Below are 14,581 nucleotides of genomic sequence, written 5' to 3'. Positions count from 1 at the left end.
GGCGGGGACGGTGGTGACGGGCACCCCGGGACGCCCTGGACACCGCCACCGGATCCGCCGACCCCCGACGGCACCACGCCGCCCGGCGACGGCGGGCGCCGCAAGTGACGCTCGAACCTGAGCAGAAGGGCCGCTCGGACGGGCGGCCCTTCCCCGTCGCCGCCGATTGGGTGTCGGCCTTCGAGGCCGTCCCGCGTTCCCTGTTCCTCCCAGACCTGGTGTGGGCGCACGACCTGGCCACCGGTACCAGCCGCCCCGTCGACCGTGCCGCGGACGAGCCCGGCTGGCTCCAGGCCGCCGCCGCGGACATCCCGATCGTCACGCAGTGGGACGACGGTCAGCACCAGGGCCTGGAGCCGGGCACGGTGCCGACCAGCTCCGCCTCCATGCCGTCCCTGGTCGCCTCCATGCTCGACGACCTCCAGATCGAGGCCGGGATGCGCGTGACCGAGCAGGGCACCGGCACCGGCTGGAACGCCGCGCTGCTCGGCCACCGCCTCGGCGACGCGAACGTCGTCACCGTCGAGATCGACCCGCAGATCGCCGCACGGGCTCGCACAGCCCTGGAGCGCGTCGGCCGCCGCCCCACCACGGTCTGCGGCGACGGCCGGTTCGGCTGGAAGCCCGGTGGCCCGTACGACCGGACCATCGCGACCTACGGCCTGCGCGAGGTTCCCTACGCCTGGGTCGAGCAGACCCGGCCCGGCGGCATCATCCTCGCCCCGTTCGGCACCCACTACTCCAACGCCGACGCCCTAGTCCGCCTCACCGTCGCCGGCGACGGCACCGCCACGGGCCCGTTCCTCCAGCCGGTCGAGTTCATGAAGATGCGCTCCCAGCGCCTCGTCCGCCCCGAGAGCCCGGCCAGCGGCGGCACGGTCGTCGAACACCTCACCACCGCCACCCCGCCGCCGCACGGCAAGTTCGACCCCTTCCCGCTCGCCGCCGGACTGCGCCTGCGGGACGTGACACACGCCGTCCAGCCGCACGACGACGGATCCCGCACCCTGTGGCTGTACTCCCTCACCACCCCGGCGTGGGCCGCCGCGACCTGTCGCGACGGCGACACCGTGCACCAGGTGCGCCAGTATGGTGGCCGGCGGCTGTGGGAGGAGTTCGAGCAGGTTCTCGCCTGGTGGCAGGAGGCGGGCCGGCCCGGTGTCGACCGGCTCGGACTCACCGTCACCCCCGACGGCTGGCACGCCTGGCTGGACGACCCGGCCCAGGCGATCTGACCTCGACCAATGCGCCCCGGCAGGGTGTCGACACCGCTTCGGCGATTGCCCGTGCCATCGCCGACTAACGGGAGGATGGATCCGACTCGTGAGCACGTCGGGAGGAAGTGCGGACGGGCCGGGCTGGAACCTGCCGATCTGACCCTGATGCTCGGACCGGATGTCAGACGGTGCCGAACTCGCCAATGCGGACGGCGGAGACGAAGGACTGCCAGGCCTCGGTCGGGAAGAGGAGGGTCGCGCCGTCGGTGTCCTTGCTGTCTCGGACGGGGACGGTGTCGGACGCGATCAGGTTCCCTGCGACCTCGATGCAGTCGCCTCCGTTGCTGCTGTACGAAGACTTGAACCACTGAGGATCGGCGGTACTGCGCCGCTGTCCCGTTCCAGGTGCCCTTGCTGCGCTGATTCGGCGTAGGACATCAGCGATCGGTCCGGAAGGGCGATGATGTTGACCGGGAGGTCGAACGCTCGTTCCTCGCCTATGGCGTACGGAGCCACCTGGAGAACGGTGTTGGGCGTCCGGACGAAGGCTGCAAGCTCGTCGGGCTGGGCAGCCATGATGGACTTTCCGCCGACCGGCCGTCGGATGCGGCTCTCATCCAGAACTGCGTGGATCAGTGGAGGGGTCTCCCGGCGCAAGTTCGCCTGTCGGCGCGCAAGGTAGGCGACCCGCTCCTCGGCTTGGTCCTGCGTGATGCTGCCTCGGCGGACTGCCCCCGCCGGGATGGCCCGCGCGTAGTCCAACGTCTGAAGCAGCCCTGGCACGATGCCCCTCATCCGGCGGGCCGCCCGGCGGCGACTCGGCCGGGACCGCCGCCGATGACCGACCCTCCCGCCTGTCCCGCACCGGACTGCTGCGGCCCCGGTCGATCTGCTCAACGACGCCAACGCGGCCGGACGGACGTGGAACTGCCCGAACTGCGCCCGGTGGGGCGTCGCCTGGTCGGCGGGCCACCTGGCGAACCAGCCGTTCGGGGCGATGGCCGGACTCCGCATCCCGGCGGCTTCCCGGTCGCCCAACCGGCTCAACTGATGTGGCGGACAGCTCAGACGAACGGGCCGCGTGGGAACCACGGGTCGCGGACCTCCCGGGGCCCGTCCGGCGTCAGCAGGGTGAGGGTGTACGGCGAGGCCGCGTACTCGGCGAGCTGGACCGAGCCGTAGCGGGTCTCCAGTTCGGCCTGGACCGGGACCGGCAGCCTGCTGAGCGCCCGCCGCAGTTGCAGGGCGTCCCGGCGGCTGATCGGGTGCGGGGTGCGCAGGACCAGTCGCAGCGGGCTCAGCGGCCCGGCGACCGGTACGCCGGTGCCCAGTTCGTAGCCGACCGCGCCGATCGGGCCCCAAGACAGCCGGTGGTCCGCGACGATCCGGCCGACCGCCGGCAGCAGGGCCAGCGCCGGGATTCCGGCGACCCGTTCGGGGTCCAGCCGTCCGCACCGCCCGGCCAGCTGCTCGGGGCGCAGTGTCCGGGCGACTGCGGCCCAGGGCGCCAGGGCGTCCAGCCGCTGCCCGGGGCGGGGGCCGCGCACGATCACCGGGATCCACTGTTCGGGCGCGGCCTCCGGGTCCCGGGTGCAGCGTTGCGGGTGTGGGACGTCCGCCGGGGTGCCGACCAGGGAGGGGGCCCGGCCGACCGTCACCCACGGGTGCACGCGCAGGACGGCCCGCGCCCAGTCCGGCAGCTCGCCGCCCGCCAGCGGGTGCAGCGAACTGGGGCACTGCATCAGCAGCAGGTCGTGGGCGCCGGGCAGTCGCCCGTCCAGCGCGGCCAGCGGCCCGACCCGCCGGCGCGGCCCGTCGTGGGGGTCCTCGGTGGTGCGCCGGGCTTGGCGGGCGGAAGGTACGACGGTCACGGTGGGCTCCAGACGGTGGCGTCAGTTCGGCCGACGGCTCCAATCTGCGCCGGGCGGCCGCCTCCGCGCCACGGCCGTTGGGCGCGTTCACCAGGGACCAAAGGCTCAACGTGCGGCTCCGGGTGCCCGGTGTGAGAGTGGGGGAAGCCCGGTATCCGTTCGGAGGAGGAGTCATGGGCATCTTCGACAGGTTCCGCCACAAGGCGCACGAGGCGACCGGGCAGGACGCCGCCGAGCGTGCCGCCATCGCCCACGACGAGGCCGCGGACGCGTACAGCCCGGAGATCGAGCGGGCCCGCGAGACCCAGGAGGCCCGCGAGTCGGAGCGGCGTGCCCGTGCTGTCCAGGAGGAGGCCGACCGGCGCGCGGCCGAGAACATGACGGCCGAGGGCGACCCCTGGGGCTGAAAGCCCGGGAGACCCCACCAGCCCCCGAGCCCCCCGTCACCGCGCCCGCGGCGGCAGCGGCGGGCGCCGCAGGTCCGGCCTGGGGGTGTCCTCCGGCGGGGGCGCCGCGGCGGGCGCGTCCTCCAGCAGGTCCAGCGCGAGCTGGACGGCGGCGACCAGCTCGGGGTGGCGCCCGCGGGCCCAGTCGCGCGGGGTGCGCAGCACGTGCACGTCCGGTTCGACGCCGCGGTTCTCCACCGACCAGCCGAGTCCGCCTTCGAACCAGGAGGCGTTCTTGGGCACCGAGATCCGGGTGCCGTCGCCGAGGGTGTGCCGCCCGGTCATCCCGACGACCCCGCCCCAGGTCCGGTTGCCGACGACGGGGCCGAGGCCGAGCAGTTTGATCGCCGCGATGACCACGTCGCCGTCCGAGCTGGTCGCCTCGTCGGCGAGCGCCACGAGCGGGCCGCGCAGTGCGTGCCGGGGCCAGCGGACCGGCTGGCGGTCCCGGCCGAAGTCCCAGGCGAGGACGTGCCGGGTGAGTTTCTCCAGGACGAGTTCGGAGACGTTGCCGCCGGCGTTGCCGCGCACGTCCAGGACGAGTGCGGGCTTGTCCAGCTCGCGCCGCAGGTCGCGGTTGAACTGCGCCCAGCCGGAGCCGCCGAGGTCCGGGATGTGCAGGTAGCCGCACCGGCCGTCGCTGAACTCCCGTACCAGGAGGCGGCGTTTGGTCACCCAGTCCTGGTAGCGGACGGCCCGTTCGTCGGTCAGCGGGGTGACGGTGATCCGCCGTACCGGGCCGTCGGGGCTGCCGCGCAGGGCCAGTTCGACGGTGGTGCCGCCGGTGCCGGCCAGCAGTGGCAGCGGGCCGCGCACCGGGTCCACCGGGCGGCCGCCGACGGCGAGCAGTTCGTCGCCGTCCCGGACTCCCTGGGCGGCGAGCGGGGCGCGGGCGCGCGGGTCGGAGGTCTCGCCGGGCAGTACCCGTTCGACCAGCCAGCGCCCGTCGGGGGAGCGGTGTGCGTTGGCGCCGAGCAGGCCGAGCGGTTGCTGGCCGAGGGAGGGCCCTTCGGCGCGCCGGGACGGGGTGACGTAGGCGTGTGAGGTGCCGAGTTCGCCGAGGAGTTCGCGCAGCAGGTCGGCGAAGTCGTCGGGTGAGCAGACCCGTTCCAGCAGCGGCTCGTACTGGGCGGTCAGGGCGGGCCAGTCCAGGCCGGACATCCGCTCGTCCCAGAACTGGTCCCGGACGATCCGGGAGGCCTCGTGGTAGGCCTGGCGCCATTCGGCGGCGGGGTGCACGGTGTGGGTGATCCGTCGCAGGTCGACGGTGCTGCCAGCGCCGCCGGTGACCGGGACGATCCGCAGGGTCCCGGCCGAGTAGACCGCGATGGAGCCGCCGTCCCCGGAGACGGCGTAGCCGTCCAGCTTGTCGACCAGGGTGGTGCGGGTGCCCCGGGCGAGGTCGAAGTACTCCAGCGAGGGGCGGCCGGAGGTGTCGTCGGGGCTGGCGAAGGTCTGTCCGAGGGTGCCGGAGATCGGCCAGCGCAGCCAGATCAGGCCGCCGCGCACCGCGTCGGTGGCCGAGTACTTGGAGGCGATCACCGGGAACTGGAGCAGCCGCTCGCCGATGCCCTGCGGGTCGACGAGGACGGTGCCGTCGCCGCCGCCGTTGCCGCGCGGGGCGCCGTCCTCGGCGGGCGCGGCGAACGGGGACGGCGTGTCGGCGGTGAGCGGGACGAGGTAGGGGCGGCAGCCGAGCGGGAAGGAGAGGTCGCCGGTGTGCACGTCGTGGACGGGGTCGAAGCCGCGCCAGGACAGGAAGGCCAGGTAGCGGCCGTCCCGGGTGAACACCGGCTGTTCGTCCTCGAAGCGGCCGTCGGTGACTTCGGTGACCGGCCCGGGTGCTTCGGTGCGGGTGAGCCGGATCCGGCGCAGCGAGCGCCCGGCCACCGGCTGGGACCAGGCGATCCAGTGCGAGTCGGGGGAGAAGCGGGCGCTGGAGACCGGCCCGTAGCCGGAGGCGGCGAGTTCGCGGACGGCGCCGTCGTCGGCGGCGACCAGCAGCAGCCGCCCGTCGGAGGCGGCGACGGCGAGGTGGGCGCCGTCGGGGGAGGCGGTGAGTTCCAGGACGCGGCCGATCCGGTCGGCGGCGAGCACCCGGTGGCGGTGCTTCTCGGTCTCCTCGTGCCCCGGCAGCGGCATCACCTCGATCGCGTCGGCGCCCTCGGCGTCGGTGATCCAGGCGGCCTCGCCGGTGTGTCCGAGGATCACCGGCAGCCGGGTCCGCACCCCGGGGGTGTCGGCGAGCGCGCGGGCCGGGCCGTCCTTGTGGGTGAGCCAGTACTGGCTGCCGCGTACAGTGATCACCCCGGCCCGGCCGCTCTGGTCGCAGGCCAGGTCCTTGACCTGGGCGGCGGCGCCGACCTGGTACGGGCGGCGGCCGGCCCGGGCGCCGCCGAGCGGGACGGCGAGCCGGCGGGGGGCGGGGGCGTCCAGGCTGTCCAGCAGCCAGAGGTCGCCGGCGTGCTGGTAGACGATCCGGGTGCCGTCGGTGGCGGCCTCGCGGGCGTAGTAGGAGGCGTGGTCGGTGTGCCGGCGCAGGTCGGTGCCGTCGGGGCGGCAGGAGTAGACGTTGCCGATGCCCTCGTGGTCGGAGAGGAAGGCGATCCGCCCGGCGACGGGCATGGGTGAGGCGAGGTGGCCGGGGTGGTCGGCGAGGATCTGTTCGCCGTCCGCCCAGAGCCGGCCGGTGGCGCCGCCCCGGTAGCGCTTCCAGGCGGCGGGTTCGTGCGGGGCGGCACCGGTGAGCAGCACGGTGCGTTCGCGGCTCATCTGGGCGTCGCCGACGGGGCCCCAGGGCATCCGGTGGCCGGGGGAGCCGTCGGGCGGCAGGGCGTGCGCCCAGGTGTAGTGGCCGAACGGCTCGTGGTAGGAGGTGACGGCCAATACTTCGCCGTCCGGCAGCCAGCCGCGCACCCGGGTGTCCTGGCTGCCCCAGTGGCTGAGCCGTTCGGCCTCGCCGCCCTCGACGGGGGCGGTCCACACCTCGGGGGTCAGGTTCAGCCAGCTGGTCCAGGCGAGGGTGCGGCCGTCGGGGGAGAAGCGGGGGTGGCTGACCCGGGTGCGGTCGCAGCTGACCCGCCAGGCCCGGCCGGTGGCGCCGTCGGCGTCCAGCGGGGCGATCCAGACGTCGTCCTCGGCGGTGAAGGCGAGCAGCCCGCCGTGCAGGTGGGGGTAGCGGAGGTAGCCGGGCGGGGTCACCCCTCCATCCTTCGACGGGGTGTCACCCTCGGCAACCGGGGCGGCCCGTCGGGGCTGCCGGGCGGCCGGCGCGTAGGTCGCGGACCGGTCTGGACCATTGACACCGCAGTGCCGAATCCACTTCAGTGGTCTAGTCCAACTTGGGTGCCAGGCCGGGCCGTTCCCCCCCCACTGGCGCGTGCTCCGGCGTGCCCTCGGACGTCCCCCACGACCGCGCCATCGCAGGAGCCCCCGCATGCGCAGAACCACACCCGCACCCGCCCCCGCCCGCCGGAAGCAGTCCCGCACCCTGCTCGCCGCCGGCACCGCCTCCGCCGTCGCCGCGGCCACCCTGGTCGGCGTCACCCTGGGCCTGGCGCCCGCCGCCTCGGCCGGCGAGTTCCTGGTCAACGGCGGCTTCGAATCCGGCTCGCTCGCCCCCTGGAGCTGCACCGGCAACTCCGGCAGCGTCGTCACCAGCCCGGTGCACGGCGGCGGCTACGCCCTCGCCGCCGCGGCCACCGCGGGCGACACCGCCCAGTGCGGCCAGACCGTCACCGTCGCCCCCAGCACCACCTACACGCTCAGCGCGTACGTCAACGGCTCGTACGTCTACCTGGGCGTCGACGGCGGCGGCCCCAGCACCTGGACCCCCGGCACCGGCGGCGGCTACCAGAAGCTCAGCGTCAGCTTCACCACCGGCGCCACCCAGACCAGCGCCACCGTCTACACCCACGGCTGGTACGGCCAGGGCACCTACTACGCGGACGACGTCTCGCTGGACGGGCCGGGCGCCCCCAGCCCGACGCCGACGCCCACCGGGACCCCGACGGGAACCCCGACCGGGACGCCGACCGGGACCCCGACGGGAACGCCGACCGGGACGCCGACGGGCACCCCCACCGGCACCCCGACGGGCACTCCCACCGGCACCCCGACGGGCACTCCCACCGGCACCCCGACGGGCACTCCCACCGGCACCCCGACCACCCCGCCGCCGCCCGGCAGCCACGCCCTGGTCGGCTACCTGCACGCCAGCTTCGCCAACGGCGCCGGCTACACCCGGATGGCCGACGTCCCGAACTCCTGGGACTTCATCGACCTCTCCTTCGGCGAGCCCACCTCCGTCACCTCCGGCGACATCCGGTTCAACCGCTGCTCCGTCACCGACTGCCCGACCGTGGAGTCCGACGCCGACTTCAAGGCCGCCATCGCCGCCAAGCGGGCCCAGGGCAAGAAGGTGCTGATCTCGATCGGCGGCCAGAACGGCCAGGTCCAGCTGACCACCACCGCCGCCCGCGACACCTTCGTCAGCTCGGTCTCGGCGATCATCGACAAGTGGGGCCTGGACGGCCTGGACATTGACTTCGAGGGGCACTCGCTCTCCCTCAACACCGGTGACACCGACTTCAAGAACCCGACCAGCCCGGTCATCGTCAACCTGATCTCCGCGTTGAAGACCCTCAAGGCCAAGTACGGTCCGGGCTTCGTGCTGACCATGGCGCCGGAGACCTTCTTCGTCCAACTCGGCTACCAGTACTACGGTTCCGGCCCCTGGGGCGGCCAGGACCCGCGCGCCGGGGCGTACCTGCCGGTCATCTACGCGCTGCGCGACGACCTCACCCTGCTGCACGTCCAGGACTACAACTCCGGCTCCATCATGGGCCTGGACAACCAGTACCACTCGATGGGCGGCGCCGACTTCCACGTCGCGATGACCGACCTGCTGCTCAACGGCTTCCCGGTGGCGGGCAACACGAACAACGTGTTCCCGCCGCTGCCCGCCTCCAAGGTGGCCATCGGCATGCCGGCCACCACCAACGCCGGCAACGGCTACGTCGCCCCGGCCGAGGTGAACAAGGCCCTGGACTGCCTCACCAAGCTGGCCAACTGCGGTTCGTACATGCCGCGTTCGGGCGCCCAGCCGAACCTGCGCGGGCTGATGACCTGGTCCGTCAACTGGGACCAGTTCGGCGGCCGGGAGTTCTCCAAGAACTTCGACGGCTACTTCCGCCGCTGAGGTGACGCCGGTGGGAACCGTGCTTGAACCTGACATCAGTGTGAGGATCGAGCATGGTTCCCATGGCGACCACACAGCTCCCGACTCCCGCAATCCGCAACGGTTTCCCGCTGCCCGCCCTGCTCGCCCTGGCCACCGCCGTCTTCGTCACCGCGCTCACCGAGACCCTGCCCGCCGGCGTGCTGCCCGGGATGAGCGGGGCCCTCGGCGTCAGCGAGTCGGCCGCCGGGCAGACCGTCACCGTCTACGCGCTCGGGACCGCCGCCACCGCGATCCCGCTCACCGCGGCCACCGCCGGCTGGGGCCGCAAGCGGCTGCTGCTCACCGCGATGGCCGGCTTCGCCGCCGCCAACACCGTCACCGCGGCCTCCACGAACTACCCGCTCACCCTGGCCGCCCGCTTCCTCGCGGGCGTCGCGGCCGGCCTCGCCTGGGCGCTGCTGGCCGGGTACGCGCGCCGGCTGGTGCCGGTCGAACAGCAGGGCCGGGCCATGGCCGTGGCGATGGCGGGCGTACCGGTGGCGTTGTCGCTGGGAGTGCCGGTCGGCACCTTCCTCGGCCAGGCGCTCGCCTGGTGGGTGCCCTTCCTGGCCATGACGGCACTGGCGCTCGGCGTGATCGGCTGGATCGCGGCCCTGCTGCCGGACCAGCCCGGACAACCCGCCGGTGAGCGCGCCCCGGTGCGGAGCGCGCTCACCGTGCCCGGGGTGGCGCCGGTGCTCACCGTGACGGTGCTCTTCGTGCTCGCCCACACCATCCTGTTCACCTACATCGCGCCCTTCCTCGACCGGACCGGCCTCGGCGACGCGACCGACACCGTGCTGCTGGTCTTCGGCCTGGCCTCGCTGGCGAGCATCTGGTTCACCGGCGCCCACATCCACCGCCGGCTACGGCAGTTGACGATCGGCGGCGCGCTGCTGGTCGCCCTGACCGCGGGCCTGCTCGGCCTCTGGTCGCACAGCACACCGCTGGTGTACGCCGCCGCCGCGCTCTGGGGCCTGGGCTGGGGCGGCGCCCCGACCCTGCTGCAGACCGCCGTCGGTGACGCGGGCGGTGAGCGGGCGGACGCCGCCCAGGCGGTGCTGGTCACCCTGTGGAACGCCGCGATGGCGGGCGGCGGCGTGGTCGGCGGCCTGGTGTTGGGCCGCCTGGGCACCGGGGCCCTGCCCTGGACGGTGCTCGCCCTGATGCTGCCCGTCCTGGCGGTGGCCACCGCCGCCCGCCGCCACGGCTTCCCGGCTGATCGTGGTTAGCGCAACTGCAGCCCGTTGGCCAGCAGTTCGGCGACCAGCTCGGGCCGGGCCGTCGCGACCGAGCCCGCCGAGTACGGCGGCTGCGGGTCGTACTCGATGACCAGCTGGATCGCCTCCGCGGTCGCGTCCCCGGCCATCAGTCCGGTCAGCGTCAGCGCGAGGTCGATCCCGGCCGAGACCCCGGCCGCGGTCGCGTACTTGCCGTCGACCACGACCCGCTCCGTCCCGGTCGGCTCCGCCCCGAATGTCTTCAGCGCGTCGAGGCAGCACCAGTGCGAGGTGGCCCGGCGCCCCGCCAGCAGTCCGGCGGCGCCCAGCAGCAGGGAGCCCGAGCAGACCGAGGTGGTCCAGGTGGTGGTGGCGTCCACCGCGCGAATCCACTCCAGCACGGCCTGGTCGGTCAGCCGGGCCTCCGTCCCGGGCCCGCCCGGGACGAGCAGCACGTCGGCCGCGTCCACCTCGTCCAGGGCGGCCTCCGCGGTCAGCGACAGGGTCTTCATGTCGGTGCGGACCGGGCCGCGCTTCGCGGCGGTGAACACCACCTCGGCGCCGGGGATGCGGGACAGCACCTCGCAGGGGCCGACGGCGTCCAGGGCGGTGAACTCGTCGTAGAGCAGAACGGCGATGCGCATCAGTGTCCTCCAACAGGATCGGGTCGGAAGCGGCGTCGGTACTCGGCGGGCGAGGCGGCCAGGGACCGGACGAAGGCGCGCCGCATCGCCTCCGGGGTGCCGTAGCCGCAGGAGCGCGCGATCTCCTCGATGCCGTCGGCGGTGTCCTCCAGCAGCCGCCGGGCGGCCTCCAGCCGGACCCCGTCCACGTACCGGCCCGGGGTCACCCCCACCTCGGTGGCGAAGGCCCGGGCGAAGTGCCGCGGTGACAGCGCCGACCGGCGGGCCAGCGCCTCGACGGACAGGTCGGCCTCCGGGTGCTCGGCGATCCACCGCTGCACCTCGCGCAGCGGCTGCCGGGCCGCCACCTGGGCGGCCAGCTGGGTGCTGAACTGGGCCTGGTTGCCCGGTCGGCGCAGGAAGACCACCAGATGGCGGGCGATCAGCAGGGCGGCGTCGCGTCCCAGGTCCTCCTCGACCAGGGCCAGCGCGAGGTCGATCCCGGCGGTGACCCCGGCCGAGGTGGCGACGTGCCCGTCCCGGACGTGGATCGGGTCCGGGTCCACCTCGACGTCCGGGAACCGCCGGGCCAGCGCCTCGCAGTACGCCCAGTGCGTGGTCGCCCGGCGCCCGGCCAGCAGCCCGGCCTCGGCGAGCAGGAAGGCCCCGGTGCACACCGACACCACCCGCTCGGCCCGGCCGGCCAGCTCCCGGATCCGGGCGATCAGCGCGCCGTCCGGGAGATCGCTGCCCAGCCCGCCGGGGACCAGCAGGGTGTGCACCGGCCCGACCTCGGCCAGGTCCGCGTCCGGCAGCAGCCGCAGTCCGCTGTGGCTGCGCACCGGCCCGCCGCCCGGGGAGGCGGTGGTCACCCGGTACGCCCCCGGCTGCCCGGCGGCCGCGCCCGCCCCCGTGAAGACCTCCACGGGACCGGTCACGTCGAGGCTCTGCACGCCCTCGTAGAGGACGACGACCACGCTGCGCGCTCTCATGCGACCAGCCTGTCACCGGGTCGCAGTGGCAGCAATGACCCGTTTCCCACCTTTCCTGCCACCGTCGGTGGGGACGCCGGCGGGGAGCGCGGAAACGCCGGAAGGCCCCTCGCTCTCGCGAAGGGCCTTCCGGCTGTCTGTGCGCCGCCAGGGACTCGAACCCCGGACCCGCTGATTAAGAGTCAGCTGCTCTAACCAACTGAGCTAGCGGCGCCTGCTGACGCGGAGAACATTACCTGGTCAGCAGCCGAAACACACAATCGGCCCGGGCGGCCGCGCACGCAGCGTCACGGCACCAGGACCACCTTGCCCCGGACGTGCCCCGCGCCGACCAGCCGGTGGGCCTCGGCGGCCCGCTCCAGCGGCAGCGCCTCGGCGACCTCCAGCCGCAGCCCGCCCGCCTCCCACAGCCGCACCAGCTCGGTCAGCCGCGCGGCCGTGCGCGGCCCCCGCAGCCCCCGGACGCCCAGCCGCTCGGCCTCCGGGTAGTCGACCACGGTGCCGATCCGGCTCCGGTCGGCGACCAGCTCGACGGAGGCCGCCAGCGCGCCCCGCCCGGCGGCGTCGAAGGCGGCGTCCACGCCCTGCGGCGCCACCGCCCGGACCCGCTCGACCAGCCCCTCGCCGTACGCGACCGGGATCGCGCCCAGGTCGCGCAGGTAGTCGTGGTTGCGCTCGCTCGCGGTGCCGATCACGGTGGCGCCCCAGGCCCGGGCGAGCTGGACGGCGACGGTGCCGACCCCGCCGGAGGCGCCGTGCACCAGCACGGTGTCGCCGGGGCCGACCGCGAGCAGGGTGAGCGCCAGGTGCGCGGTCTGGCCGGAGGCGGAGAGCGAGCCGGCCTGCTCCCAGGGCATGCCGGCGGGCTTGGCCACCAGCTGGGCGGCGTCCACCGTGACGAGCTCGGCCTGGCTGTCCAGGAAGCGGAAGCCCAGCACCTCGTCGCCGACCTGCCAGCCGGAGCCGTCCGGTCCGAGCCGGTCCACCACTCCGGCGAACTCGTTGCCGAGGACGAACGGCGGCTCGACGACGGCCCCCGGCGGGCGGAAGCCCTCCCGGATCGCGAGGTCGACAGGCTGCACCCCGGCGGCGAAGACCCGCACCCGCACCTCGCCCGGCCCGGGTTCCGGGTCGGGCACCTCGGTGACCCGCAGGACCTCCGGACCGCCGGACCGCGTCACGGTGACCGCCTTCATGTCTGCTCCCGCCCTCTCGAATGTTCGACATTCGACTGCTTGACTGTTCGACCGCCCCCGATCCTCGGACCTGAAGTCCGCTTGAGGTCAAGCCACTGTTCGGCCCGCTGTTCGGCGCGTCTTCGCCGATGGGCGCATTGTCAGATTTATCCTGGGCGGCGCTCAGCCGTCCGTTGTCGAGAGGAACGTTTCCGTGGGCCAGCTGCCCCTGTTCTTCCTGGTGCTGCTCGCCTCCGTGGTGACCATGCCGCTCGCACGCAAGACCGGAGTCCCGCAACCGGTCCTGATGACCCTGCTCGGCATCGTCATGGCGCTCGTCCCGCAGATCCCGGACGTCACCATCGAACCCGAGCTGATCCTCCCGCTGGTCCTGCCGCCGCTGATCTTCGCGGTCGCCCGGCGCTCCTCGGTGCGCTACTTCAAGGCCAACGTCCGCTCGATCCTGCTGCTGGCCGTCGCCCTGGTGGTGGTCACCACGGCCGCGGTGGCCGGGGCGGTGCACTGGCTGCTGCCCGCCCTGCCGGTCGCCGCCGCGATCGCGGTCGGCGCGCTGGTCTCCCCGCCCGACCCGGTGGCCGCCGTCGCGGTGGCCGGCAGCGTCGGCCTGCCCCGGCGCCTGGTGTCGATCCTGGAGAGCGAGGGCCTGTTCAACGACGTCACCGCGATCGTCGTCTACTCACTGGCCATCGAGGCCGTGGTCAGCGGCGACTTCTCGGTCGGCCACGCGGTGCTGCGCTTCATCCTGTCCGCGGTGCTCGCCGTGGTCGTCGGCATCGCCCTCGGCTGGGTCAACACCAAACTCGCCGAGCGCCTGGACGACCCGACCCAGCAGGTCGCGCTCAACCTGCTGGTGCCCTTCGCCGCCTACGCCATCGCCGAGGAGATCCACGGCTCCGGCGTGCTCGCCGTCGTGGTCTGCGCGCTCTACCTCGCCGAGCGGGCCTCCGACGCCGACGCCGTCTCCTTCCGGCTGGTCGGCAACGCCTTCTGGGAGGTCGTCGAGATCCTGATCACCGGCGTCGCCTTCGGCCTGATCGGCCTGGAGCTGGCCACCGTGCTCAAGGAGGCCGGCCGCGGCTGGACCGGTTTCATCGGCGACGCCGCCGTGGTCATCGGCGTGGTCGTGGTGGTCCGGCTGCTCTGGCTGCTGCCGGCCGGCTGGCTGTCGAAGAAGCTGCGCAGCGGCGACGACGAGGACACCCCGTTCAGCTGGAAGGAGAGCGTGATCCTCTGGTGGTCCGGCATGCGCGGCGTGGCCACCGTCGCCCTGGCCCTCGCCATCCCGCTCACCCTGCACTCCGGCGAGGAGTTCCCCGAGCGTGGCCGCCTGGTCTTCATCGCCTTCAGCGTGGTGCTGTTCACCCTGCTGGTGCAGGGCCTCACCCTGCCCTGGCTGGCCAAGCGGTTCGAACTGGACATCGACCAGGACAAGCACGAGCAGGCCGTGCGCCAGCTCTGGTGGCGGGCCGCCAAGGCCGGGCTCAGGCGGCTGGGCGAACTGGAGGAGCAGGACCGGCTGCCCGCCGAGGTCGCCGACCGCCTGCGGGACCGTCAGCACGACCGGCTGGCCCGGCTCTGCCCGGAGAACTACGCCGAGGAGGAGGCCGCCGAGGCCAAGCTGCGGCTCAGCCAGTGGCGGGCCGCCCGGGAGGTCGAACAGGAGATGATCGCCGCCTCCCGGCGCGAGATGCTCGCCGCCCGCAGCGAACTCGGCGCCGACCCGGAGCTGGTCGACCAGGTGCTGCGGGGGCTGGACCTGCGCTCGGAACGCAAGTGACGGCCTGTCCGGCCCCGC

Annotated in this window: 12 protein-coding genes and 1 tRNA gene; 5 read left to right on the top strand and 8 right to left on the bottom strand. The window is 73.9% G+C overall.

Features of this window, described 5'->3' with window-relative positions; genetic code table 11:
* The first annotated feature begins 104 nt into the window (after window positions 1-104).
* On the top strand, window positions 105-1,235 hold the full coding sequence (locus ACFVHI_RS02490; protein WP_380335012.1) for a protein-L-isoaspartate(D-aspartate) O-methyltransferase: 1,131 nt from the start codon (window positions 105-107) through the stop codon (window positions 1,233-1,235).
* A 163-nt stretch (window positions 1,236-1,398) separates the two neighbouring features.
* Here ACFVHI_RS02490 and ACFVHI_RS02485 read toward each other — a convergent pair whose 3' ends face one another.
* The 3 genes from ACFVHI_RS02485 to ACFVHI_RS02475 all read right to left on the bottom strand — a co-directional run bounded on the left by ACFVHI_RS02485 (window position 1,399) and on the right by ACFVHI_RS02475 (window position 3,088).
* On the bottom strand, window positions 1,399-1,641 hold the full coding sequence (locus tag ACFVHI_RS02485) for a DUF397 domain-containing protein (RefSeq protein WP_380335230.1): 243 nt from the start codon (window positions 1,639-1,641) through the stop codon (window positions 1,399-1,401).
* Window positions 1,524-2,012, bottom strand: coding sequence for a DUF5753 domain-containing protein (locus tag ACFVHI_RS02480; protein ID WP_380335009.1), 489 nt, complete (start codon window positions 2,010-2,012; stop codon window positions 1,524-1,526). Before ACFVHI_RS02480 ends, ACFVHI_RS02485 begins: the two co-directional genes overlap by 118 nt.
* 269 nt (window positions 2,013-2,281) lie before the next feature.
* Window positions 2,282-3,088, bottom strand: coding sequence for a phosphoribosyl-dephospho-CoA transferase MdcG domain-containing protein (locus tag ACFVHI_RS02475; protein WP_063349280.1), 807 nt, complete (start codon window positions 3,086-3,088; stop codon window positions 2,282-2,284).
* A 173-nt stretch (window positions 3,089-3,261) separates the two neighbouring features.
* Here ACFVHI_RS02475 and ACFVHI_RS02470 point away from each other — a divergent pair, with 173 nt between their 5' ends.
* A complete protein-coding gene (locus tag ACFVHI_RS02470) occupies window positions 3,262-3,495 on the top strand; it encodes a hypothetical protein (RefSeq protein WP_063349281.1) in 234 nt (77 codons plus the stop codon).
* 36 nt (window positions 3,496-3,531) lie between these two features.
* Here ACFVHI_RS02470 and ACFVHI_RS02465 read toward each other — a convergent pair whose 3' ends face one another.
* Entirely contained in the window at window positions 3,532-6,735 is a 3,204-nt protein-coding gene (locus ACFVHI_RS02465) for a S41 family peptidase (protein WP_167745870.1), read from the bottom strand.
* Window positions 6,736-6,970: 235 nt separating this feature from the next.
* Between ACFVHI_RS02465 and ACFVHI_RS02460 the strand changes: the two genes are divergently transcribed.
* On the top strand, window positions 6,971-8,734 hold the full coding sequence (locus ACFVHI_RS02460; protein ID WP_380335005.1) for a chitinase: 1,764 nt from the start codon (window positions 6,971-6,973) through the stop codon (window positions 8,732-8,734).
* 62 nt (window positions 8,735-8,796) lie between these two features.
* On the top strand, window positions 8,797-9,987 hold the full coding sequence (locus tag ACFVHI_RS02455; RefSeq protein ID WP_380335003.1) for an MFS transporter: 1,191 nt from the start codon (window positions 8,797-8,799) through the stop codon (window positions 9,985-9,987).
* On the opposite strand, the gene ACFVHI_RS02450 is transcribed toward ACFVHI_RS02455, so the two are convergent.
* The 4 genes from ACFVHI_RS02450 to ACFVHI_RS02435 form a co-directional block, all read right to left on the bottom strand.
* Window positions 9,984-10,619: a DJ-1/PfpI family protein gene (locus tag ACFVHI_RS02450; protein ID WP_380335000.1), complete on the bottom strand. Its 636-nt coding sequence runs from the start codon at window positions 10,617-10,619 to the stop codon at window positions 9,984-9,986. The two genes, ACFVHI_RS02455 and ACFVHI_RS02450, sit on opposite strands and share 4 nt — an antisense overlap.
* The gene (locus ACFVHI_RS02445; RefSeq protein ID WP_380334997.1) at window positions 10,619-11,590 is read right to left on the bottom strand and encodes a GlxA family transcriptional regulator; all 972 of its coding nucleotides are present in this window, start codon (window positions 11,588-11,590) and stop codon (window positions 10,619-10,621) included. The genes ACFVHI_RS02450 and ACFVHI_RS02445 overlap by 1 nt, the downstream gene beginning before the upstream one ends.
* Before the next feature lie 140 nt (window positions 11,591-11,730).
* Window positions 11,731-11,804: transfer RNA gene (locus tag ACFVHI_RS02440), tRNA-Lys, on the bottom strand.
* Window positions 11,805-11,877: 73 nt separating this feature from the next.
* Complete coding sequence (locus tag ACFVHI_RS02435; RefSeq protein ID WP_380334995.1) at window positions 11,878-12,786, bottom strand: NADP-dependent oxidoreductase; 909 nt, start codon at window positions 12,784-12,786, stop codon at window positions 11,878-11,880.
* 193 nt (window positions 12,787-12,979) lie between these two features.
* On the opposite strand from ACFVHI_RS02435, the gene ACFVHI_RS02430 reads away from it, so the two are divergent.
* Window positions 12,980-14,563 carry a Na+/H+ antiporter gene (locus tag ACFVHI_RS02430; RefSeq protein WP_167745871.1) on the top strand — a complete coding sequence of 528 codons (1,584 nt, stop codon included), beginning with the start codon at window positions 12,980-12,982 and terminating at the stop codon, window positions 14,561-14,563.
* The last annotated feature ends 18 nt before the right edge of the window (window positions 14,564-14,581 follow it).

The organism is Kitasatospora sp. NPDC127121, assembly GCF_042677305.1.
Taxonomy (GTDB): domain Bacteria; phylum Actinomycetota; class Actinomycetes; order Streptomycetales; family Streptomycetaceae; genus Kitasatospora.
The sequence above is the reverse complement of the archived record's forward strand: the minus strand, read 5'-3'. Positions and strand labels throughout refer to the sequence as shown.

What these genes read in the sequence shown, in the direction of transcription:
- ACFVHI_RS02455 (WP_380335003.1), top strand. Translation starts at nt 8,797, where the DNA reads ATGGCGACCACACAGCTCCCGACTCCCGCAATCCGCAACGGTTTCCCG.
- ACFVHI_RS02445 (WP_380334997.1), bottom strand. Translation starts at nt 11,590, where the DNA reads ATGAGAGCGCGCAGCGTGGTCGTCGTCCTCTACGAGGGCGTGCAGAGC.
- ACFVHI_RS02460 (WP_380335005.1), top strand. Translation starts at nt 6,971, where the DNA reads ATGCGCAGAACCACACCCGCACCCGCCCCCGCCCGCCGGAAGCAGTCC.
- ACFVHI_RS02435 (WP_380334995.1), bottom strand. Translation starts at nt 12,786, where the DNA reads ATGAAGGCGGTCACCGTGACGCGGTCCGGCGGTCCGGAGGTCCTGCGG.
- ACFVHI_RS02450 (WP_380335000.1), bottom strand. Translation starts at nt 10,619, where the DNA reads ATGCGCATCGCCGTTCTGCTCTACGACGAGTTCACCGCCCTGGACGCC.
- ACFVHI_RS02470 (WP_063349281.1), top strand. Translation starts at nt 3,262, where the DNA reads ATGGGCATCTTCGACAGGTTCCGCCACAAGGCGCACGAGGCGACCGGG.
- ACFVHI_RS02480 (WP_380335009.1), bottom strand. Translation starts at nt 2,012, where the DNA reads ATGAGGGGCATCGTGCCAGGGCTGCTTCAGACGTTGGACTACGCGCGG.